The sequence below is a fragment of the Streptomyces sp. NPDC048496 genome (assembly GCF_043200055.1).
GTDB lineage: Bacteria > Actinomycetota > Actinomycetes > Streptomycetales > Streptomycetaceae > Streptomyces.
In genome coordinates this window covers 18,929-40,705 of the sequence record NZ_JBICXB010000018.1, presented here as the reverse complement: position 1 = coordinate 40,705, position 21,777 = coordinate 18,929, and the positions used below count along the sequence as shown (strand labels likewise).

General features: G+C 70.5%; 17 protein-coding genes. 4 read left to right on the top strand and 13 right to left on the bottom strand.

Features of this window, described 5'->3' with window-relative positions; genetic code table 11:
* Positions 1-158: 158 nt before the first annotated feature.
* A complete protein-coding gene (locus tag ACGFSA_RS18380) occupies positions 159-2,381 on the top strand; it encodes an NADP-dependent isocitrate dehydrogenase (protein ID WP_393305383.1) in 2,223 nt (740 codons plus the stop codon).
* 601 nt (positions 2,382-2,982) lie between these two features.
* Here ACGFSA_RS18380 and ACGFSA_RS18375 read toward each other — a convergent pair.
* Together ACGFSA_RS18375 and ACGFSA_RS18370 are read right to left on the bottom strand one after the other, a co-directional pair.
* Complete coding sequence (locus ACGFSA_RS18375; protein WP_393305381.1) at positions 2,983-3,171, bottom strand: hypothetical protein; 189 nt, start codon at positions 3,169-3,171, stop codon at positions 2,983-2,985.
* A 13-nt stretch (positions 3,172-3,184) separates the two neighbouring features.
* The gene (locus tag ACGFSA_RS18370) at positions 3,185-3,814 is read right to left on the bottom strand and encodes an NADPH-dependent F420 reductase (RefSeq protein ID WP_393305379.1); all 630 of its coding nucleotides are present in this window, start codon (positions 3,812-3,814) and stop codon (positions 3,185-3,187) included.
* A gap of 88 nt (positions 3,815-3,902) precedes the next feature.
* Here ACGFSA_RS18370 and ACGFSA_RS18365 point away from each other — a divergent pair, with 88 nt between their 5' ends.
* Positions 3,903-4,418 carry a MarR family winged helix-turn-helix transcriptional regulator gene (locus ACGFSA_RS18365; RefSeq protein WP_393305377.1) on the top strand — a complete coding sequence of 172 codons (516 nt, stop codon included), beginning with the start codon at positions 3,903-3,905 and terminating at the stop codon, positions 4,416-4,418.
* Between the two features lie 358 nt (positions 4,419-4,776).
* Here ACGFSA_RS18365 and ACGFSA_RS18360 read toward each other — a convergent pair whose 3' ends face one another.
* The 10 genes from ACGFSA_RS18360 to ACGFSA_RS18315 all read right to left on the bottom strand — a co-directional run bounded on the left by ACGFSA_RS18360 (position 4,777) and on the right by ACGFSA_RS18315 (position 16,619).
* Positions 4,777-5,322 (bottom strand): DoxX family membrane protein, encoded by a 546-nt coding sequence (locus tag ACGFSA_RS18360; protein ID WP_393305375.1) that lies wholly within the window; start codon positions 5,320-5,322, stop codon positions 4,777-4,779.
* A gap of 284 nt (positions 5,323-5,606) precedes the next feature.
* A complete protein-coding gene (locus ACGFSA_RS18355) occupies positions 5,607-6,188 on the bottom strand; it encodes a GNAT family N-acetyltransferase (protein WP_393305373.1) in 582 nt (193 codons plus the stop codon).
* Positions 6,189-6,215: 27 nt separating this feature from the next.
* The gene (locus tag ACGFSA_RS18350; protein ID WP_393305371.1) at positions 6,216-6,455 is read right to left on the bottom strand and encodes a lipopolysaccharide assembly protein LapA domain-containing protein; all 240 of its coding nucleotides are present in this window, start codon (positions 6,453-6,455) and stop codon (positions 6,216-6,218) included.
* A gap of 522 nt (positions 6,456-6,977) precedes the next feature.
* The gene (locus tag ACGFSA_RS18345; protein ID WP_393305369.1) at positions 6,978-7,922 is read right to left on the bottom strand and encodes an LD-carboxypeptidase; all 945 of its coding nucleotides are present in this window, start codon (positions 7,920-7,922) and stop codon (positions 6,978-6,980) included.
* Positions 7,919-9,907 (bottom strand): prolyl oligopeptidase family serine peptidase, encoded by a 1,989-nt coding sequence (locus tag ACGFSA_RS18340; RefSeq protein WP_393305367.1) that lies wholly within the window; start codon positions 9,905-9,907, stop codon positions 7,919-7,921. The genes ACGFSA_RS18345 and ACGFSA_RS18340 overlap by 4 nt, the downstream gene beginning before the upstream one ends.
* Positions 9,908-9,927: 20 nt before the next feature.
* Complete coding sequence (locus ACGFSA_RS18335) at positions 9,928-11,271, bottom strand: M20/M25/M40 family metallo-hydrolase (protein WP_393305365.1); 1,344 nt, start codon at positions 11,269-11,271, stop codon at positions 9,928-9,930.
* Entirely contained in the window at positions 11,264-12,097 is an 834-nt protein-coding gene (locus ACGFSA_RS18330; protein WP_393305363.1) for a M55 family metallopeptidase, read from the bottom strand. Before ACGFSA_RS18330 ends, ACGFSA_RS18335 begins: the two co-directional genes overlap by 8 nt.
* Before the next feature lie 419 nt (positions 12,098-12,516).
* Complete coding sequence (locus ACGFSA_RS18325) at positions 12,517-13,530, bottom strand: chitinase (RefSeq protein ID WP_393305361.1); 1,014 nt, start codon at positions 13,528-13,530, stop codon at positions 12,517-12,519.
* Positions 13,520-15,988 (bottom strand): MFS transporter, encoded by a 2,469-nt coding sequence (locus ACGFSA_RS18320; protein ID WP_393305359.1) that lies wholly within the window; start codon positions 15,986-15,988, stop codon positions 13,520-13,522. The genes ACGFSA_RS18325 and ACGFSA_RS18320 overlap by 11 nt, the downstream gene beginning before the upstream one ends.
* A gap of 187 nt (positions 15,989-16,175) precedes the next feature.
* Positions 16,176-16,619, bottom strand: coding sequence for an SRPBCC family protein (locus ACGFSA_RS18315; protein WP_393305357.1), 444 nt, complete (start codon positions 16,617-16,619; stop codon positions 16,176-16,178).
* Positions 16,620-17,034: 415 nt separating this feature from the next.
* Here ACGFSA_RS18315 and ACGFSA_RS18310 point away from each other — a divergent pair, with 415 nt between their 5' ends.
* Positions 17,035-18,627 carry an alpha/beta hydrolase gene (locus tag ACGFSA_RS18310; RefSeq protein ID WP_393305355.1) on the top strand — a complete coding sequence of 531 codons (1,593 nt, stop codon included), beginning with the start codon at positions 17,035-17,037 and terminating at the stop codon, positions 18,625-18,627.
* Between the two features lie 224 nt (positions 18,628-18,851).
* Here ACGFSA_RS18310 and ACGFSA_RS18305 read toward each other — a convergent pair whose 3' ends face one another.
* Positions 18,852-19,439: an adenylosuccinate lyase gene (locus ACGFSA_RS18305; RefSeq protein WP_393305353.1), complete on the bottom strand. Its 588-nt coding sequence runs from the start codon at positions 19,437-19,439 to the stop codon at positions 18,852-18,854.
* 359 nt (positions 19,440-19,798) lie between these two features.
* Here ACGFSA_RS18305 and ACGFSA_RS18300 point away from each other — a divergent pair, with 359 nt between their 5' ends.
* Positions 19,799-21,580 carry a 3-hydroxyacyl-CoA dehydrogenase family protein gene (locus ACGFSA_RS18300; protein ID WP_393305482.1) on the top strand — a complete coding sequence of 594 codons (1,782 nt, stop codon included), beginning with the start codon at positions 19,799-19,801 and terminating at the stop codon, positions 21,578-21,580.
* The last annotated feature ends 197 nt before the right edge of the window (positions 21,581-21,777 follow it).

Sequence of the window (21,777 nt, the reverse complement as noted above, 5' to 3'; positions counted from 1 at the left end):
CCACCCGTGCCCGCTCCGACCCTCGGGGCCACTGCCCGGATCCGCCCACAGATGATCTTCACGGACCGCCGCCCGGTCAGCAGGGCCCTGTCGAACAGGCGGCGGTCACGGGATATCTTGATATCAAGCAATGTTGCAGACGTGGAGCGGAGCACCCGGTGACTGACTCGACCATCATCTATACGCACACCGACGAGGCCCCGGCCCTGGCGACGTATTCGTTCTTGCCTGTGATCGAGGCATACGCCTCGACGGCCGGGGTCACCGTGGAGAACCGCGACATCTCCCTGGCGGGGCGGATCATTGCCAGCTTCCCGGAGCACCTCGACGAGAACCAGCGCATCGATGACGCTCTCGCCGAGCTCGGCGAGCTGGCCAAGACGCCCAGCGCGAACATCATCAAGCTGCCGAACGTCTCGGCGTCGATCCCGCAGATGAAGGCGGCCGTCGCCGAGCTGCAGCAGCAGGGCTACGCGCTGCCGGACTACCCGGACGACCCGCAGACGGACGAGGAGAAGGACGTCCGCGCGCGCTACGACAAGATCAAGGGCAGCGCGGTCAACCCGGTCCTGCGCGAGGGCAACTCCGACCGCCGTGCCCCCGCGTCGGTGAAGAACTACGCCAAGACGCACCCGCACCGCATGGGCGCCTGGACGGCCGACTCGAAGACGAACGTCGCGACGATGAACGCCGACGACTTCCGCTCCACCGAGAAGTCCGCCGTCATTGCCGAGCCCGGCTCCCTGCGGATCGAGCTCGCCGGTGACGACGGCACCACCACCGTCCTGCGCGAGTCGGTACCCGTGCTCGCGGGCGAGGTCGTCGACGCGTCCGTGATGCGGGCGGCGGCCCTGCACGAGTTCCTCAAGGCGCAGATCGCCCGCGCCAAGGCCGAGGGTGTGCTCTTCTCGGTGCACCTGAAGGCCACGATGATGAAGGTCTCCGACCCGATCGTCTTCGGTCACGTGGTGCGCGCCTTCTTCCCGAAGACGTTCGCGAAGTACGGCCAGGCACTGATCGCCGCCGGCCTGTCGCCGAACGACGGCCTCGGCACGATCCTGAACGGCCTGGACGGCGTGCCGCACCTGGGCGCCGAGATCAAGGCCTCCTTCGAGGCCGAGCTCGCCGAGGGTCCCGCCCTGGCGATGGTCGACTCCGACCGCGGAATCACCAACCTGCACGTGCCGAGCGATGTCATCGTCGACGCGTCCATGCCGGCCATGATCCGCACCTCCGGCCACATGTGGGGCCCGGACGGCAAGGAGGCCGACACCCTGGCTGTCCTGCCGGACAGCAGCTACTCGGGCGTCTACCAGGCCGTCATCGACGACTGCCGGGCGCACGGTGCGTTCGACCCGTCGACGATGGGCTCGGTGCCGAACGTCGGTCTGATGGCGCAGAAGGCCGAGGAGTACGGCAGCCACGACAAGACCTTCGAGATCGCCGCCCCGGGCACGGTCCGCGTCGTCGACGGCTCCGGCAATGTGGTGCTGGAGCAGACGGTCGCCGCCGGTGACATCTTCCGCATGTGCCAGACCAAGGACCTGCCGATCCAGGACTGGGTCAAGCTCGCTGTCACCCGCGCCCGCGCCACCGGCACCCCGGCCGTGTTCTGGCTGGACGAGGGCCGCGCGCACGACGCGACGCTCATCGCCAAGGTCAGGACGTACCTCGCCGACCACGACACCGAGGGTCTGCAGATCAAGATCCTGTCGCCGGTCGAGGCGACCGCGTTCTCGCTGGAGCGCATCCGCCGGGGCGAGGACACCATCTCGGTCACCGGCAACGTGCTGCGTGACTACCTGACCGACCTGTTCCCGATCCTGGAGCTCGGCACGAGCGCCAAGATGCTCTCGGTCGTCCCGCTGATGAACGGCGGCGGCCTGTTCGAGACCGGCGCCGGTGGCTCCGCTCCCAAGCACGTCCAGCAGCTGGTCAAGGAGAACTACCTGCGCTGGGACAGCCTGGGTGAGTTCCTCGCGCTCGCCGTCAGCTTCGAGCACCTGGCGCAGACGACGGGCAACGCGCGCGCCCAGGTGCTCGCCGACACCCTCGACCGCGCCACCGGCACCTTCCTCAACGAGGACAAGTCGCCGAGCCGCAAGCTGGGTGGCATCGACAACCGCGGCAGCCACTTCTACCTGGCGATGTACTGGGCCCAGGAGCTGGCGAAGCAGACCGACGACGCGCAGCTCGCGGAGGCGTTCGCCGGTCTCGCCAAGACGCTGACCGAGCAGGAGCAGACGATCGTCGACGAGCTCATCGCGGTGCAGGGCTCGCCGGTCGACATCGGCGGCTACTACCGTCCGGACGCCGCCAAGGCGTCGGCCGTCATGCGCCCGTCGGCGACGTTCAACGAGGCCATCGCCTCCCTCGGCTAGCCCACGGCAGCCCCGGGTCCCCGCGAAACCCGCAGTGACCGTTCCGCCCCGGCCGCACATGCGGCCGGGGCGGTCCCATGTGCGGGGAGAGTTCAGGAGTGTTCCCGGCGTCCGCCGCCGGTGTGCTCGCGGACCAGGCGGTCCCGCTCCTCGCGGAAAAGGCTGCGCCCGCTACGCGGCAACGGCCTCCCCCGCGGTAGGGAGTGGATCAGCGAGCGGCGTCATGCGGCTTCGATGGCAAGGCGGAGGAGGGAGTCGACGCGGAGCGTCGATGACTGACGACAACGCCGCAAGCTCAGAGCCTGTCGGGCGACCTCTGATCGGGCGGTCACGGCGTGGCACGCACGCTTCCGGCGTTGCCGAAATGCCCTAGTAGCTCCGCTACGAGGCCATCCCGGCGCCTTGGAATCGCACGCACCACGCCGCGTCCGCTCTCCGATCGAAGGTCACCCGACAGGCTCTCAGTCGCAGGGTGTCGGGAGCCCGCTCCCTATCGCGGGGGAGGCCGTAATCTCCGCCCGGCTCGTTGACACCGCCGCCGCCGGAACTCACGCCACAGCCTTGGCCCGCCCGTAACGCTCGGGCGGGCCAAGGCTGACAGTCATCGCACGCTCGGTGTCCAGCGCCCAGTGGCCCAGGCGTGGCTGGTGGCGACGATGGCCGTGACGACGTCGAGTTCGGCCTCGTCACGGGGCCCGTAGACCAGCACCATGCCCGGGGTGAGGCGGATTCCGGCCAGCGGATGGGTCACGGCCCAGCCGCGTTCGACGGCCTCGGCTGCCAGGCGCACACGATTACCTCGCTCAGCCGGTCGGGCCGAGCAACGCCCAACCGGTCTGCCAGGGCCAGTTGTTGCCGGCGTTGAGCGAAATGTTGAGGAAGGCCATCTCCTCCAGCGACCGGGCCATGCGCAGGCCGCCTGCGTCGATCGGCCGGAAGCCGAGCGACCCCAGCAGCTCAGCAACGACCGCCTTGGCGTCGGCGTCGTCACCGGCGTAGTAGGCATCGAGCTTGGTGCCGCCCTCCACCGGGGAGCCCAGCCGCCCCGCGAAGACGGTGTTGAGCGCCTTCACAACAGCCGCGTCCGGCAGGCGACGCTGCACGGACTGCGCGGCGGCCGTCTCCTCGATGTCGAGGTCGGTGAAGGTGGCGTTGAGCGGGTTGGTGGCGTCGACGACGACCTTGCCCGCCACGGCCGGGGCCAGCTCCTCGGCCACCGTGGCCACGACGCTCCCGGGCACGGCCAGGACAACGACCTCCGCGTCGGCCACGGCTTCGACGTTGCTCCCGGACGCTCGTGCGCCGGTCGCGGTGGCGACCTCTGCCGCCTTGTCCTTCGTGGTGGCGGCAACCCACACGGCGTGTCCTGCGCCGACAGCAGCCTTCGCCAGGGCAGAGCCGACGTTGCCGGCCCCGATGATCGCGATGCGCACTACAACTCCTAAATAGTTGATGCAGCAGGTATTGACACGGTAACCATCGATGCCTGACTCTGCAACTATTTGGAATTACACTCTCCCCATGCCTTCCTCTGATCCGATCGACGACCCACTGATCTCGACATTCGGCCGCCTACTGGAGGCGTACACCCGTCTCGAAAGGCAGTTGGGAACTGCCATGCAGGCCGAGGCCGGGATACCGCACGCCTGGTTCGAGACCTTGCTGCGGCTCGCCCGCTCGAAGGATGGTCAGCTCACCATGAGCGCACTGGCCGACCAGGTCGCACTGACCACCAGCGGCACCACCCGGCTCGTCGACCGAATAGCGGCGGCCGGCTACATCGAACGCCGCCCGTGCCCAGCGGATCGCCGCGTCTCCTACGCCGCCATCACCGAGGCCGGCCGCGAAGTCCTGGACCGTGCCGCGATCCCGCACGCACGCAACCTGCGTGTCGCATTCGCCGCCTTCAGCGATGCCGACGCGGACGCACTCGACGACCTGCTGGATCGCCTGCGGAAGACCGCACCCGACAGCCCCCGAGCCGACACGGAGCCGGTCACGCAGCGCCGGCACCTTGCAGCGCCTTCTCGACACTGAGCACGCCCCAGGTCCTTCCGGACGAGTACGGGATCGGCACACCACAGCGGACGCCCATGCGGAGGGGGCACGCACCTTCAGCGACGCCCGGCCGTACCGCCGCTGCGGTCATCACGCCATGCAGTCCTCCGAGCGGTCCGCCTCCTTCGGATCACGGACCCTGCCGCCGCTCCGGTCTTCACGTCGGCGCCCCAACGTGCGACGACAGCGTCGAGGGCGAGCGGGCGGGCTCGCATGTCCTCGGCGGTGGGCCAGCCCTTGCGGGCCGGCGCCACATCACGTCATGGTCTTTGGCGTACGGCCTTGGCGCATCCCCGCACGGATTTACCCGGTATCGCTAGCGGGCGGACGACAGTGGTCAGTTACGGATGAGCAGGACCAGGCCGGCGATCACCACCGCCAGCACCACGGCGGCGACGCCGTACAGGAGCCGGTGCGCCCGCAGACCGGGCAGGAAGCGGTCGACGGCGAGCCTGCCGGGCCCGGCGAGGGCCAGCCCGGCCGCACCTGCAGCCAGCAGGAGTTCGTACTCGACGCCCTCAGGGGCGAAGAAACCACCGCCCCACTTGACGGCCAGCGCGTTGATCATCGTGCCGAGGACGGAGGCGCCTGCAAGCGGCGTGAGCAGGCCGAAGACGAGACCGAGTCCGCCGAGGGTCTCACTCAGCCCCGCAATGAGCGCCATCGTCCTGCCGGAGGGATATCCACTCATGGCGAAGAACTGGCCGGTACCTTCGAGCCCGCCGCCGCCGAACCAACCGAACAGCTTCTGCGCGCCATGCGCTGCGACAGTCAGCCCAAGGACCAGGCGCAGGATCAGCAGCCCGACATCGTAGGCGTGCAACGAGGGACTCTTGGCGCTACCGATGGAGGAAGAGCGGGCGGGGTGGACGGCGGAAGTCATGCGGCAGGTGCCCTTCTAGACGAAAAATAGAACTTGAACATTCAAGTTCATGCTCCCGAGCGTAGTCGATGCATGAAAGTTCAACAAACTCGCGATCGACGACCGCCCGCGGGATCCTTCTCATCGGCCCGGCCCCCGGGCGCACGCCGCGCCCCCGGGGGCCGCGCGAACCGGCCTTGCCACAGCGCTTCCCCCTCCGTTCCGCGGCGCTCGGGGGAACCGTGCTTGCCTGAGGCGTGTCCGGCGGATCAGGACGGGACACCCCCTGGGGCCTTTCTTACGGATCAAGGACCTGGGGCGAGCATCTCCGACGTGATCGCCCACCGTTCGTGGTCCCGCCACGCCCCGTCGATGAAGAGGAAGTCCGGGGAGAGGCCTTCGAGGCGGAAGCCGGCCCGGCGCACGAGGGCGATCGAGCCCGTGTTGCCGGGCTGGATGTTCGCTTCCAGGCGGTGCAGGGCGAGCGGGCCGAAGGCGTGCCGCAGGACCAGACCGAGGCCTTCGCTCATCAGGCCGCGCCCCGCCGCATGGGCGAACGCTCCGTATCCCAGCGCGCCGCAGCGGAAGGCGCCGCCGACGATGTTGTTGATGTTGATGAAGCCTGCAATGGGGTCGCTTCCGGCCGCGTTCCCCTTCCCGTCGTCGACGGCTGTGCGCTCGCAGACGAGGAAGCCCGCCTTCGTGGGGTCCTCGATCAGCCGGCCCGCGTAAGCGGCGTACGCGCGCGCGTCGTCGGGCGGGAACAGCCACGGGCGGTGCAGGTCGCCGCTCTCCTTGACCCGGCTGGTGAACTCCTCGGCGTCTGCGGGGGTGAAGGGGCGGATCCCCACCCGCGAGCCCTCGGCCAGGTAAACGTTGTCAGACATCCGGACAGCGTAGACGGCGTGCCGGGCTCACCTGGGACGGCGGCGGAACAGATAGCCGCCGCACACCATGCCGGCCGCGAACATCGCGAGCAGCACCACATAAAGGGGCAGCGTCACCAGCGGGACCAGCAGACGGATGGTGACCTCGCCGGTGTTCTCGGCGATGAAGACGACCGACAGGACCGCGATGACGAGGACAACGATGCGGGACGGTGAGAACGGTCCGACGCTGCCCTTGCCACCGCTCGATACGTTCTTCGGGCTCATGGCTGGGCCCCTTCCCTGGTCCTGATACGCCACCGCCCCCGACTCCAGGATGCCCCCATCCCGCGCCCGGGGGCGGTGGCGTGCGGCCGTACAGGTGACGGTCCGTTCCGGGTCGGTACACCCGTCCTGCAACCACGGGCAGCTCCGGCACGCCGGTGTCCTGCGGGCTGCTGACGACGGTGACCGGTGTGATGCCGCGATTGCCGAAGTACGCGCTGCCGCCGGCCGCGATCACGCATTCGAGCCGGTGCCCCGCCTAGGTCCTGTCCTGCCGATCTTCGTGGGCCCGGGGCGTCTGGCACGGCACCTCGCCGCGTTGTCGGAGCCGCCCACGTACGTCCAGTACGAGGACGATCCTCCGCCTTGCGATGCGCCGCACCAGACGCCCCGGGCTGATCCAAGAAGATCGACCGGACAGGACCCAGTACCGGTGCGCGATGCCCGGCAGCTGCACGGTGAACGGCCGGGCGACGTCGGGCACCCGCACCGGTGAGACCAGCCGGTTCACCAGCCGGACTTTGTTCAGATCAGCGCGGGCACCTCGACCGTCAGCGTGCCCGGACCGCCGTCCTCCGGCGCGTCCAGCACCGCGGGCACGCCGAGCGGAATCGTCAGCGCCGTCGGGCCGTGGCCGAAGCCCAGCTCCTCGACGACGGGCACGCCCAGCCCGCCGAGCCGGTCGGCCAGGACCGCACGCACCTCCTCGTACGGTTCGCAGCCCTGCCAGGAGCCGCAGGCGACCCCGGATATCCCGGACAGCGCCCCGGCCCGCAGCAGTTGAGTGAAGATGCGGTCGAGGCGGTACGGATCCTCCGTCGTGTCCTCGATCATCAGCAGCCCGCCGCGGGCGGACGTCCGGGCCTGCGGGGTGCCGATGTCGGCGGCGAGCAGGCTCACGCAGCCGCCGTACGTGATGCCGCTGCCCCGGCCGGGCACCAGCACCCCGGCCGTGCGAAGGCCCAGGGTCCGTACCGATTCCGGCTCGAACAGGGTGGCCCGCAGCGACTCCTGGGTGTCCGGGTCCTTGAGGAAGGTCTCCGCGGCGACCATCGGTCCGTGCAGCGTCGAGAGCCCCATGCGCTGGGCGAACGCCTCGTGCAGCACGGTGATGTCGCTGTAGCCGACGAACACCTTGGGCCCGGCCGTGCGCATCGCCGCCCAGTCGACCAGGTCGACCATGCGGTGCGCCCCGTATCCGCCGCGGGCGCACAGCACCGCGTCGAAAGACGGGTCGCACCAGGCCTGCTCAAGGTCGCGGGCGCGCGCCTCGTCCGTACCGGCGAGATAGCCCAACTCCGGGTGTACATCACGGACATGGGGCATCTCGACGGGCTCCAGGCCCCAGTCGCGCAGCACGTCCAGACCCGCCTCGAGGCGGTCGCCCGGCACGGGTCCGCTGGGCGACACCACGGCGACCCTGGCACCCGGTCGCAGGCGGGCGGCGCGGGTCAGAGGAGTCAGCGTCACTTCTTCAGCTCCAGTTGTGGTACGTCGGGGCGGTCGATGCCGAAGGTCTGGGCGTAGAGGGAGAGTTCGGCCTCCAGTGCGGCGATCATGGTGTCGGCCCGCCGGAATCCATGGCTCTCCCCCTCGAACGTGAGATACGCGTGCGGGATGCCGCGCCCTTCGATGGCGGTCAGGAACCGCTCGCACTGGACCGGTGGGCAGATCACGTCGTCCAGCCCCTGGAGCAGCAGGAACGGTGTGGTCAGCCGGTCGGCGTGGTTGATCGGCGACCGCGCGCGGTAGCGGTCCGGGACCTCGGCGAGCGGGCCGATCAGGGACTCCAGATACTGCGACTCGAAGTCATGGGTCTCGTCGGTGCCCCAGCCGGTCAGGTCGAGGATCGGATAGCTGACGGTGCCGCAGGCGTAGACGTCGGTGCTGGTCAGCGACGCGGCGGTGGTCCAGCCGCCGGCGCTGCCGCCGCGGATGGCGAGCCGGTCCGGGTCGGCCGTGCCCTCGGCTGCCAGCGCCCGGGCGACGGCGGCGCAGTCCTCCACGTCGACGATGCCCCACTGTTCGCGCAGCCGGTTGCGGTAGGCCCTGCCGTAGCCGGTGGAGCCGCCGTAGTTGACCTCGGCGACGCCGATGCCACGCGAGGTGAAGTAGGCGATCTCCAGGTCGAGGACGAGCGCGGCATGCCCGGTGGGACCACCGTGCGCCCACACGACATAGGGCGGCAACTCGCCTTCGTGGCCTGCCCGTTCAGGGTTGCGGGGCGGATAGATGTGGGCGTGGATGTCACGGCCTTCGGGCCCGGTGAAGGTGCGGTTCTGCGGTGCGGGGTAGTACGCGGGGTCGACCGCGTCGCGGTGCTGCGCGCCGATGATCCGGGTGCGGCCCGTCGCGGTGTCCAGCTCCACCACCTCGTACGCGCTCTGCGGGCCCGCGGCGACGCCGACGACCCGGCTGCCGTGAACGGCGAGCGTCTCGGCCCACTCGGTCCAGGGACCGGCGGCGTCGGCGAGTTCGCCGGTCTCCGGGTCGAGGATGCCGAGGGTGGTGGTGCCCTTGCCGTGGATGGTGGCGATCAGTCCGTTCTCCAGCGGGCGGAACCAGCTGAGCCCGATCTTCCAGAGCGGCCCGGCGAACTCCTGCTCCCGCGTGCAGAGCGCCACCGCGCCCCGGTGCGGATCGGCGCGATACAGGTTCCACCAGCCGCTGCGGTCGCTCGCGAAGAGGAGCTGTCCGTCGGTGGTCCACTCGATCTGCGGCACCGATTCCCCGGGTCCGCCGCCGAAGCTCGAGGTGTTGCGGAACGTGCCGTCGTCGCTGACGTCGGCGAGCATCACCTCGGTGCCGTCCCACGGCATCCGCGGATGGTCCCAGGCGATCCATGCGACGCGCCGCCCGTCGGGCGACAGCTTCGGCCCGGTCACGAAGCGGTGCCGGCCGTCGGAGAGTTCGCGTACCGCGCCGCGGTCGTCGGCCGCCGATCCGTCCAGCGGTACGGCGGCGATCACCCGGCGCACATCGGTGGGTGCCTCGCCGGTGAACTCCTCCAGGACGCACCACACTTCGCCCTGCTCGCCCCGGTCGAGGCGCAGCTGCGGGTCGACCCAGCGCAGTCCGCCGCCGACGGCCGAGACCGGTGTGAGCGGCCATGGTTCGTCGGGCCCGTCGGGCGCGTACGCGTACAGCCGCTGGTCGGTGAAGTTCACGAAGACGATCAGCGGTCCGGCGTCGGCGCGCCCGGCACCGGCCCAGGGCAGTCCGCCGTACTCGATGACGCGGCTGCGTACGTTCCACGGAACGGGCAGCACGGATTCGGTGGTCCCGTCCGCCCGGCGGCGGACCAGGGCGCGGCGGCCCGCCTCGGCCGGGCGCGGCTCCGTCCACCACATCTCGTCGCCGACCGCGCCGACGTACTCCGGGCGGCCGTCGTGCGAGGCGGCCAGCCGTGCGTCGATCGGCGACGGCCATGTTCCGTAAGGCTCTGTGGACACCATGTTCAATCCCCCCGTGCGGGTCAGGCCGTGCGCAGATAGTGGTCGAGTACGCGGACGCCGAAGTGCAGTGCTTCGACGGGCACGCGTTCGTCGACGCCGTGGAAGAGCGCCTGGTAGTCGAAGCCGACCGGGAGCTTCAGCGGTGAGAAGCCGTAGCCGGTGATGCCGAGCCGGGAGAACTGCTTGGCGTCCGTGCCGCCCGACATGCAGTACGGCACGACATGGCCGTCCGGGTCGAAGCGTTCGACGGCGGCGCGCAGCTTCGCGTACGTCGGTGAGTCGACCGGCGCCTGCAGAGCGACCTCGCGGTGGTGGAACTCCCAGTCGACGCCCGGTCCGGTCAGCCGGTCCAGGGTGGCGTGGAACTCGTCCTCGCCACCGGGCACCGTCCGGCCGTCGATGTAGGCGACCGCGTGGCCGGGGATCACATTGACCTTGTACCCGGCTTCGAGCATCGTCGGGTTGGAGCTGTTCCTGACGGTCGGCTCGACCAGGGCCGCGGCCGGTCCGAGCTTTCCGAGCAGTTCGTCCACGTCGAACCCGGGGGCGTCGACATCGGCGCGGATGCCGTGCAGGGCGGCGATCTCGGTGAGGGCGGCGCGTACGGTCGGGGTGAGCCGTACCGGCCATTCGTGCGCGCCGATCCGGGCGACGGCCGCGGCGAGTGCGGTGACCGCGTTGGCCCTGTTGACCTTCGAGCCGTGCCCGGCCTTGCCGTGGGCGGTGAGCTTCAGCCATCCGGTCCCGCGCTCGCCCGCGGCGATGGGGTAGAGAGGCATCCCCGGTCCGGCGTGGAAGGTGAAGGCGCCGGACTCACTGATGCCCTCCGTGCACCCTTCGAAGAGTTCGGGGTGCCGGTCGGCGAGGAAGCCGGAGCCGTCCTCCGCGCTGGCCTCCTCGTCGGCGGTGTACGCGATCACGATGTCCCGGCGGGGCCGGATACCGGCCCGGGCCCAGGCCCGGGCGACGGCGAGGACCATCGCGTCCATGTTCTTCATGTCGATGGCGCCGCGGCCCCAGACGACACCGTCGCGGACCTCCCCGGAGAAGGGGTGCACGGTCCAGTCGTCGGCCTCGGCGGGCACGACGTCGAGATGCCCGTGGACGAGGAGCGCGTCGGCGGACGGGTCGGTGCCCTCGATCCTGGCGACCACGTTGGTGCGGCCCGGGGTGCGTTCGAGCAGCTGGGGTTCCAGCCCGGCGGCGGCCAGCCGTTCGGCGACGTACTCGGCGGCCGGGCGCTCCCGGCAGTCGCCGCCGCCCCGGTTGGTCGTGTCGATCCGGATCAGTTCGGACGTGAACGTCACGGATTCGTCGAGTGCCAGGCCGTCGACGGAGTCCTGGGGGGTGGTCGCCTCAGCCATACTGTTCCTCCACGGCGGACGACACGATCGTCGTCACCGCCTTGAACGTGCGAATACCTTCGTACATCGTCGCGCTGGTGTAGGCGACGCGCCGCTCGCCACTGGGCACCACGCCGGGAACAACGGTGGCCGCTGCGGCCAGATGCTCGGCATCGAACTCCAGCTCCACCGTGAACGGGCCGCCCCGCACCGGTTCGACGCGCCCGGCGAGCGAGGTGGCCTCCTTGGCGGCCGCGCGGATATCGGCCGCGGTACGAGCGGGGGTCCGGCACACCGCGGCGTACCGCGACACGTAGTCCTTCACCGCGACCTTGCGGGCGGCGGGGGCGTATCCGTCGGCGTCCACACAGGTCAGGTCGTCGCCGGTGACGAGGACGACGGGCACGCCGTACTCCGCGGCGACATGGGCGTTGAGCAGTCCCTCGCTGGCGCGGACCCCGTTCAGCCAGACGCCGGTGATGGAGTTGGCCAGGTACGTGTGGGCGAGCACGCCCTCCGTACCGGCTCCCGTGTGGTAGCCGACGAAGGCGATCGCGTCGACGTCACCGTGCTGGATGCCCTCCACCATGCTGAGGGACTTGTGCCTCCCGGTGAGCATCTGGACCCGCTCGTCGAGCCGCTCCAGCAGCAGGTTGCGCATGGACCAGTGGGCCTCGTTGATCAGCACCTCGTCGGCGCCCCCGTCGTAGAAGCCGAGGGCCGCCGCGTTCACATCGGAGGTGAACATCGATCGGCAGCGCTCCCACTGCGGCGTCCCGGGCAGCACATCGGACGGCCAGGTCACGCCCGTGGCGCCTTCCATGTCCGCGCTGATGAGGATCTTCACGGTGTATCGGTCCTCTCGCAGGTCAGCAGGCATGCGTTCCGGCCGTGGCAGCAGTTGCCTGCCTCGGCCCCGGAGGAACGCCCGACAGGCTCCCGAAGCGGCCGTTCGCGAAGGGAGATCTTCATGCGGCAACACCGTACGCGGCGGCGGAGTCCCAGGCCAGAGGTGTTGTCGGCTCCAGAGGTCCAGTCCGCTGCGGGGTCAGTCGTACGGCCCGTCGGCGCGGGGACCCCGATGCCCGGCCTTCAACGGTCCGGATCCCGTACCCGGGCCCCAGTCGGCACGCCGTGGCCTGCCCGTGGGTCACGCGGTGGTCCACCGGGTCACACCGTGGTGATGAGCCGCCGTCGATGGGATGGGGAACGACGCACTCAGACGTACGAAGTGACATACCGAGTGACGCCGGGCGCTGACGGCCGTCATCCCCCCAGCGCGCTCGCGAACGCTCCCGGCTTCTGCTCGACTCCGCTGCAGGTGCTGCTCGCCTTCGACGTGTCCTCGTCGGTGCACTCCTGGTCGCGGAAGGTGGCCCACATCGAGAGCGCGCCGACACCGGTCCGCCGGGCGAAAGCGCGCAGGGATGCGGCGTCGGCAAGGGTGAACGTCTCCCCTGCCACATCGTTGACACCGAGCATCACCGTGATGTGCAGCGACTGCCAGGCCTCGGTGTCCGACAGCCCGAGTACGTCGGCGAGTTGGTCATGGGTGGCTTCGGCGGCCTGCCGCGCGTAGTCGCCCATGTCACCGTCGTGGGAGGAGCCGTAGTTCATGGCCATGATGTTCACCGCGGAGATGTCGACGTTCTGCCCGGCGGCGTCGCTCAGGAGAGCCGTACCGGTGGACTCCAGGCCGTCCGGCATCACGGGCAGGGTGTACGTGACATCGAGGTGCCGCCGCTTCTGCAGGAGGCGGAGCGCCTTGTCGCGGAGGGTGATCGACGCCCGGTCGGTGAGTGCGTCGCCCTCGATGTCGAAGTCGGCCTTGGTGGCACCGACGGCGTCGAGCACCCGGGCGTAGGCGTCGGCCAGCTCCTCGGCGCTGTCACACGCGAGCGCCAGCTCGGTCCCCGCGGCCCCGCCGAACGAGACCCGGACGTTCGCGCCGGTCGACGTCAGCCGGGCGACGCGTGAGGTCACCGACGCACTGGTGGCCTCGGCGGTGCCGCCCCAGCGCGGGGTGCAGGTGTCGTCGCCGGCGACGACGAAGGCGAGGTTGTACGTGTCGGGGGAACCCACGGAGTCGGTGTCGGCCGCGGTCGTGGCGTTGACGTACGGGGTGTAGGCGGTGGTGGCGGCCGCGGGGCCGCCGGGGCGGGGGGACGAGGTTCCGCCCTGGTTCGCCGCCGCCCCCGTCGTACAGGCCGAGCAGGCGAGCCCGAGTGCGACGAGTCCGGCGACGGCGGCGGTCACCACTGACGCGGCGTCAGTCCTCATGACCGAGTTGCAGGTCACGTTCGGTGCGTCCGCCGCCCGCGACCTGGAGGACAGTGGCCACCGGCGGGTACCCCGCCGCGATGACGGTGTACTCGCCGGTCGACAGGTCCACGAAGCGGAACGCCCCGTCGGGCCCGGTCGTCAGGGTGCCGACGACATTGCCCGCCGCGTCCAGGAGCGTGACCCGGGCGTCCTCGACGGGCCGTCCGCCGCTCGCCCGTACGACGCCGCGCAGCACCGCGCCGCCGGCCAGTTCGATGTCCTGCCGGGTCTCCCTGGCCGCTTGCACACTGACCGGCAGCGCGGCGGGCCGGAAGGCGGGGGCGCTGGCGGCGAGGGTGTATTCACCGGCCACCAACTCCGAGATCACATAGCCGCCTTCACGGCCGCTGCGGGTGGACGCGACGACCTCGCCGCGCACATCGGTGAGCGTGACGGCGGCGTCCCGCACCGGGATCCCGTCGGCCGTGACGACGGTCCCGGCCAGCCGGCCCGCACCGCCGAGCACCACGTCGAGCTCGACGGGCCGCTCGCCGACGGTGACACTGACGGCCTGCGGCTGGTGCCCTCCGGCCGCCGCGATGAGGACGTACGAACCGGAGCCGGGCACGCTCAGCGCGTACCGCCCGTCGTCGCCGCTCGCGCCGCGGCCGACCTGCTTCCCCTGGATGTCGATCAGGGTGAGGGCGGCGCGTGGGACCTTCGTACCGTCGGGGTGCTGGACGCAGCCGCACACCGGGACGCCCGACAGGTGGACAGGCGGTGGAGGGGCGTGGGTGGTGCGGGCGGCCGGGATGGGGGTGGCGGACTCGGCGGCTGCGGATTCGGGGCTGTGGTGGGACACCAGCGGTTTCTCCTTGAGGAAGAAGGCGATGACGAGGCCGAGTGCGAGCACCGGCACGAGGTAGAGGAAAATCCGCGGCATCGCGTCGGCGTACGCCTGGATGTAGCTGTCGCGGAGGGCCGGCTCCATGGCGTGGACCAGCTGCGGGGTGAGCGACTCGGGGTCGGGGAGGGCGGCGCCTGACGGGAGGCGGACGGCGAGGGCGTCGGCGAGACGGCCCGCGAAGAGCGTCCCGAAGACAGCGGCGCCGACGCTGCCGCCGATCTGCCGGAAGTAGTTGTTCGCGCTGGTGGCGGTGCCGAGGTCGGCGGGTGGTACGGAGTTCTGCACGGCAAGGACGAGTACCGGCATGATCAGGCCGATCCCGATGCCGAGGACGGCCTGCGCGATGCTGTATTCGAGGCGTGGGGTGTCGGTTTCGAGACGGGAGAGCAGCCACATGCCGACGACCGAGATCGCACTCCCGAGGATCGGGTAGACGCGGTAGCGGCCGGTACGGGAGATCAGCTGGCCGGAGACGACGGACGCGCCGACGATGCCGCCCATCATCGGGAGCATCAGCAGCCCGGATTCGGTGGCGGTGGCGCCGTCGACCATCTGCAGGAACGTCGGCAGATAGCTGGCGGCGCCGAACAGGGCGACGCCGACGACCGCGCCGACGAGCGCGGTCACGTTGAAGATCGAGTCGCGGAACAGCCTCAGCGGGATCACGGGTTCGGGCGCGCGGCGCTCGACGGCCAGGAAGAGCAGAGTCGTTCCGGCGGCCCCGGCGGCCAGCCCGAGGATGGTGCGCGAGCCCCAGGCGTACTCCGTACCGCCCCAACTGGTCAGCAGCACCACGCAGGTGGAGGCGGCGGCCAGCAGCAGCGCGCCGAGCACATCGAGCCGGGGCCGGACGTCGGGTTTGGGGAGTCTCAGTACGACGGTGATGACGGCCAGCGTGACCAGTCCGAACGGAACGTTGATGTAGAAGCACCAGCGCCAGGACGCGTGGTCGGTGAAGAAGCCGCCGAGCAGCGGTCCGGCGATGGACGCGAGACCGAAGGCGGCGCCGATCAGCCCCATGAAACGGCCGCGCTCGCGGGGCGGTACGACGTCCGCGATGATCGCCTGGACCCCGATCATGAGCCCGCCGCCGCCGATGCCCTGGACGGCGCGGAAGGCGATCAGCTCGTCCATGGTCCGGGACCAGCCGGCCAGCGCGGAGCCGACGACGAAGACGACGATGGCGAACTGGAAGACGCTTTTGCGGCCGAAGAGATCGCCGAGCTTGCCGTAGATCGGCAGCCCGATGGTGGAGGCGAGGAGATAGGCGGTGACGGCCCAGGACATCTTCTCCAGGCCGTGCAACTCACCGACGATCTTCGGCAGCGCGGTGGCGACGATCATCTGGTCGAGCGCCGCGAGCAGCAGGGTGAGCATCAGCCCGAGGAAAACCAGCCGGATCCGGCGGGGGCTGATCTCCGCGGCGTCGGGACCCGGTGGCGGCGAGGGCGGAGTCTCCGCACCGGGCAGGGTGGCGGTCCGAGCACCGTGCGGATCCGCGATCGCCGCCTCGACGTCGTCCTCCGCACCGTCCGGCTCGTCCTTCACCAGAGTGATTCCACCCGCCACGTGCCGCTCCCCTCGCCGCATCTGCGCCGCCCATTTCTCGCATTGCGCGACAAGGGAGGGCAAACGCGACGGGGGGCGCTGACGGCGCACTCAGGGGGCTTATCCCCCGGTGGGAGCCACTACGGCGCACAACCAACCGGTCGGAAAAACCACCCGAACCGGTGAGGCCGGTCAGCGATACATGAGGCTACTTCTCGACCTCGGTCGCGAGGTTCTGCAGCAGCTCGTCATAGATGCGTCCAAGGCCCTTGGGCGCGAAGGTCCTCTCGAAGAATCCACCGATGCCGCCCGCGCCGTTCCAGACGGTCGAGACGACGGCCTTGGACCGGCCCTCACCGGCCGGGGTGACGGTCCACGTGGTGACCATCGATGAGTTGCGGTCCTTCTCGATGAGCTGCCCGTCGGTCGGCTCGGTCACGTCGAGCAGGCAGTCGCGGACCCGCTTGCTGGTGGCCTGGAGCTTCCAGTGGACGAGGGTACCTTCGCCGTCACCGCCCTCGCGGACCTCGTACTCGCTGAAGTGGCCGGGCAGGACCTTGCCCCGGACCTCCTGGTAGTCGGCCAGCGCGTCGAACACCGTCTCCGCGTCCGCCGCGATGATCCGCTCTGTCGTGGCCTCGACCTGCGCCATGGCTGTTCCTCCAGCACTTCGGTTGTTCGGGGGTGTGCTGAGCCAATCACCTCCGGCACGCCGCTCAAAATCCGGGCCGGTCCGAAGGGGAAAAAACGATCACGGGAACAAATGTTCCGTTCCCTCTCCGGCGCTACCGAGGAGGCGTACTGATGGCACCCGCCATCCCGTTCCTCGGCGACCGGCCGGACCAGCGGCGAGGCACGCCGGATCTCCGTCCAGCAGGAACGGCGCGACCGGCAGCCGCCGCCGGACGGTCCCGGGCCCACCCGGCCGACCCTGCCCTGACCGTCCGTCACCAACCCGGCAAACGGGTCAACTCTCACCCGATCATGTCCTTCCGTGTCCGAATGTGGGGAGCATGCGGCGGGGGCTGCGCCACAGCAGCCGCATTCCCTCCACCACGGAAGGCCATATGACGAATCGTTCAGGAATTCTGATCGCCGTCGGTGCGACGGTCGCCGGTCTGGTGACCGCCGTGCCGTCCCCGGCGGCCGCCACCGACGTCGCACCGCATGCCGCGCAACTCCGCTGGACCGGCTGCGGCACCAAGGCCTATCCGAAACTGCAGTGCTCAAAGGTCAGTACACCGCTCAATCATGACGACCCGTCGGGCCGGCGGATCACCCTCGCCCTGTCCCGGATCCCGCACACCGCGAAGACCTCGCAGGGCCCGCTGTTCGTCAACCCCGGGGGCCCCGGCGGCAGCGGGCTGGCCATGGCCGGGTTCGTGGCCTCCTCTCTCCCGAAGGACGTCGCCGCGCAGTACGACGTGATCGGGTTCGACCCGCGCGGGGTCGGGAAGAGCTCCCCGGCGCTGGACTGCGTACCCAAGTACTTCAAGCCGCCGCGGCCCGACTCGGTGCCGCAGACCCTCGCCGAGGAGCGGACCCGCCGCGACCGGGCGCGCAACTTCGCCGCGGAGTGCGGCAGGAAGTACCCCGACCTGCTGCCGTACATGGACACGGTCAGCGCCGCCAAGGACCTCGATGTGATCCGGCAGGCCACCGGCGCCCCGAAGATCAACTACTTCGGGTACTCGTACGGTACGTACCTGGGCGCGGTGTACGCGAAGCTGTTCCCGCAGCGGGTGCGGCGGCTGGTGCTCGACTCGAACGTCGACCCGGAAGGTGTCTGGTACCAGGACAACATCGGCCAGAACTACGCGTTCGACGCCCGCCAGAAGGCGTTCGCCGCCTGGGTGGCGAAGCACGACGAGACGTACCGGCTCGGCAAGGACCCGGCGAGGGTCGAGGCGGCCTGGTACCGGATGCGCGACGCGGTGCGGAAACAGCCCGCGGGCAAGAAGGTCGGCCCGAGCGAGCTGGAGGACACCTTCCTGCCGGGCGGCTACTACAACGGGTACTGGCCCTATCTGGCCGACGCGTTCGCCGCGTACGTGAACCACAAGGACCAGGACGCACTCGTCGCCGCGTACGACCAGCTCGGTGCCGTCGACGCGAACGGCGACAACGGCTACTCCGTGTACCTGGCCGTGCAGTGCCGCGACTCCCCGTGGCCGCTGAGCTGGAACACCTGGCGCAACGACAGCTGGAAGGTGCACGCCAAAGCGCCCTTCTACGCCTGGAGCAACACCTGGTACAACGCACCGTGCGCCTCCTGGCCGGTGAAGCCGCTGAATCCGGTGCGGGTCTCGAACCACGCGCTCCCGCCGGTGCTGCTCTTCCAGGCCACGGAGGACGCGGCCACACCGTACGCGGGCGGGGTCACCCTGCACCGGCGGCTCCGCGGCTCCAGCCTGGTCGTCGAGCAGGGCGGCGGCAACCACGGTGTCACGCTGAGCGGCAACGCATGCCTGGACAAATACCTGACGGACTATCTCGCCAAGGGCACCGTCCCTCGCGGCGGCGGCAGCCTCGCCGACGTGGATGCGGTGTGCGGGACGTCGCCCGAGCCGAAGCCGCTGACCGCCGAGGCGGCGAAGTCGGCGAAGCGCGCGGACAGCAAGGGCGGCATGTTGCACGGGCTGCTCGGCTTCCACGGCTGAGAGCCTGTCGGGCGACCTCTGATCGGGCGGTCACGGCGTGGCACGCACGCTTCCGGCGTTGCCGAAATGCCCTAGTAGCTCCGCTACGAGGCCATCCCGGCGCCTTGGAATCGCACGCACCACGCCGCGTCCGCTCTCCGATCGAAGGTCACCCGACAGGCTCTGAGAGGACCGGGGCCGGGTCCGGCGAAGGGAGCCGGCCCCGCCCGGCCGCTGCTGCGTCCTCAATCGCCGGACGCGCCCGGCGACGGCAGCCGGCTGATCGCCCGCTCCGCCGCTCCGGCCAGCCTGGGGTGCGGCAGTGCCCCCTCCAGGACCGGGCGGGCCCGCGCGTCGCCGAGTTGTCCCAGACCCTCCACACAGGCCAGCGCGACCCGCCAGTGCGGCTCGTCCGGCCCCAGCAGCCGCTCCAGGGTGCCGATCAGCGCCGGGACGGACTCGGGGGCCCGCAGGGCGGTGAGCAGACGGACCGGGTGCAGGGCGTACGCGGTGCGCAGGGGGTTCGTCGCGAGCGCGGCGGCGGCACGCGGGGTGCGGGGGTCGCCCAGGCGCACCAGGGCGTGGGCCGCGGAGACGCAGCGCTCCGGGTCGCGGTGGTTGAGCAGCAGGACCAGTGCCTCGAAGGCCCGTCGGTCCCCGCCGCAGCCGAGCCGGAACGCGGCGATCTCACGCGCCCAGAGCGGTCGCTCCCGTTCGACGAGAACCCGGGCCAGTTCCTCGTCGTCGTCGGTGGCGAGCAGTCTGCGGTACGCCGCCGACTCCCCCGCCTCGTCCGCCAGCCGGTCGGTCAGCGACCGGAACTCCTCGTCCATGACTCTGAGGGTATCGGCGGCCACGGTGAGTGTGAGCCGGCACACAGCGACTCGGGGCTGGCGCGCTCGTTACTCGCCGGTTAATCTCATGTGAGCGGGACACACTCCCCCGCGACTCCAGTGGCCTGGTGACGCAGCCACCCGGAGCGCTTGTCGGTTCGGCAGCTTTGTGAGACGCGACTCCGGGACAGAGTCCGTCGCCCCCTCTCCCGTCCGGGCGTGCCTCCCGCACCCCCGGCCAGGAACCCCTCGACACACAAATCCCGCACGCCATGCGCTGGTTGGCCCCCTTGTGGCCCCAGCTGATCCGTGCGCGCCGTGCGCCCACTCAGTCGTCACTCATTCTCTGGAGTCCCATGATGGACATCCCTCTCTCCACCATCGCCGTCGTCGGTCTCGGCACCATGGGCATCGGCATCGCCGAGGTCCTGACCCGGGCCGGCCGCGAGGTCATCGGTGTCGACGTCAGCGAGGCGGCCGCCCGTCAGGCCGTCGCCGCTCTGGAGGCCTCCACCGCCCGCGCCGTGAAGAAGGGGCGGATCACCGAGGAGGAGCGCCTGGACGCGCTCGCCCGGTTCCGTACCTTCTCCGACCTGCAGGCCGTGGCGGACGCGCAGCTCGTCATCGAGGTCGTTCCCGAGTCGTACGAGATCAAGCAGCAGCTCTTCCGCGAGCTCGACGCGATCGTCTCCCCCACCGCGATCCTGGCGACCGGCACGAACGCCCTGTCGGTGACCCGGCTCGCGGCCGAGTCGCAGCACCCCGAGCGTGTGCTGGGCCTGCACTTCTTCAACCCGGCGCCCGCGATGAAGCTGGTCGAGGTGGTCTCCTCGGTGCTGACCGCGCCGCCGGCTGTCGAGGCGGTCACGGAGCTCGCCCGCGAGCTCGGCAAGGAACCGGTTGCGGTGGGCGACCGGCCGGGCTTCGTCGCCGACGGGCTCCTCTTCGGCTACCTCAACCAGGCCGCCGCGATGTACGAGGCGAACTACGCCTCCCGTGAGGACATCGACGCGGCCATGAAGCTGGGCTGTGGGCTGCCGATGGGCCCCCTCGCCCTGCTCGACCTGATCGGCGTCGACACCGCCCGTACCGTCCTGGAGGCGATGTACTGCGCGTCGCACGACCGGCTGCACGCCCCCGCTCCGATCCTCAAGCAGCTCAGCGAGGCAGGCCTGACCGGCCGCAAGGCGGGCCGCGGCTTCTACACGTACGTGGCGCCGGGCAGCCAGACGGTGGTACCGGACGCGCAGACGCCGCTGGAGAGCGCCGGAGCGGAGGCCGGGCGCACGGTCCGGTCGGTGGGCGTCGCGGGCTCCGGGACGATGGCTTCGGGTATAGCGGAGGTCTTCGCGAAGGCCGGTTACGACGTGGTGCTCGCCGCGCGCAGCCAGGAGAAGGCGGACACCGCGAAGGGAAGGATCGCCAAGTCGCTGGAGCGTTCGGTCACCAAGGGGCGGCTGACGGCGGAGGCACGGGACGAGACCCTGGGCCGGATCACCGCCGCCGGTTCGCTGGACTCGTTCGCCGATGTCGACCTCGCGGTCGAGGCGGTCGCCGAGGACCTGGCGGTCAAGCAGCAGTTGTTCGGCACGCTGGACAAGATCTGCAAGCCGGGCGCGGTGCTCGCCACGACCACCTCGTCGCTGCCGGTCGTGGCGTGCGCGCGGGCGACCTCGCGTCCGCAGGACGTCATCGGGATGCACTTCTTCAACCCGGCGCCCGCGATGAAGCTCGTCGAGGTGGTCCGTACGGTGCTGACCTCGGACGATGTCCACGCAACCGTCCGTGAGGTGTGCGGGAAGATCCGCAAGCACCCGGTGGACTGCGGGGACCGGGCCGGATTCATCGTGAACGCGCTGCTGTTCCCGTACCTCAACAACGCGATCAAGATGGTCGAGCAGCACTACGCGACCCTCGACGACATCGACGCCGCGATGAAGCTGGGCGGCGGCTACCCGATGGGCCCGTTCGAGCTCCTGGACGTCGTCGGGCTCGATGTCTCGCTCGCCATCGAGAAGGTGCTGCACGGCGAGTTCCGCGACCCGGGCCTGGCCCCGGCGCCGCTGCTGGAGCACCTGGTGGCTGCCGGCTGCCTCGGCCGCAAGACGGGGCGCGGCTTCCGCGAATATGCCCGGCGCTGAGGACCGGCAGGCGCCTGCACGGCGGACCGGTGCTCCGGCCGGGCGTGAGCGCCTGCACGGAGCACCGGCGGCTCCCGGGCCGGGAGCCGGATGGGGCGGGCTGCTCGATCCGCCCGCGCAGCCTCCGACGTGGGACGTACGGCCGGGGTGCCCGCCCCCGCAGGCGCGCCCTCCTGCACTGATGCAGTACGTTCACA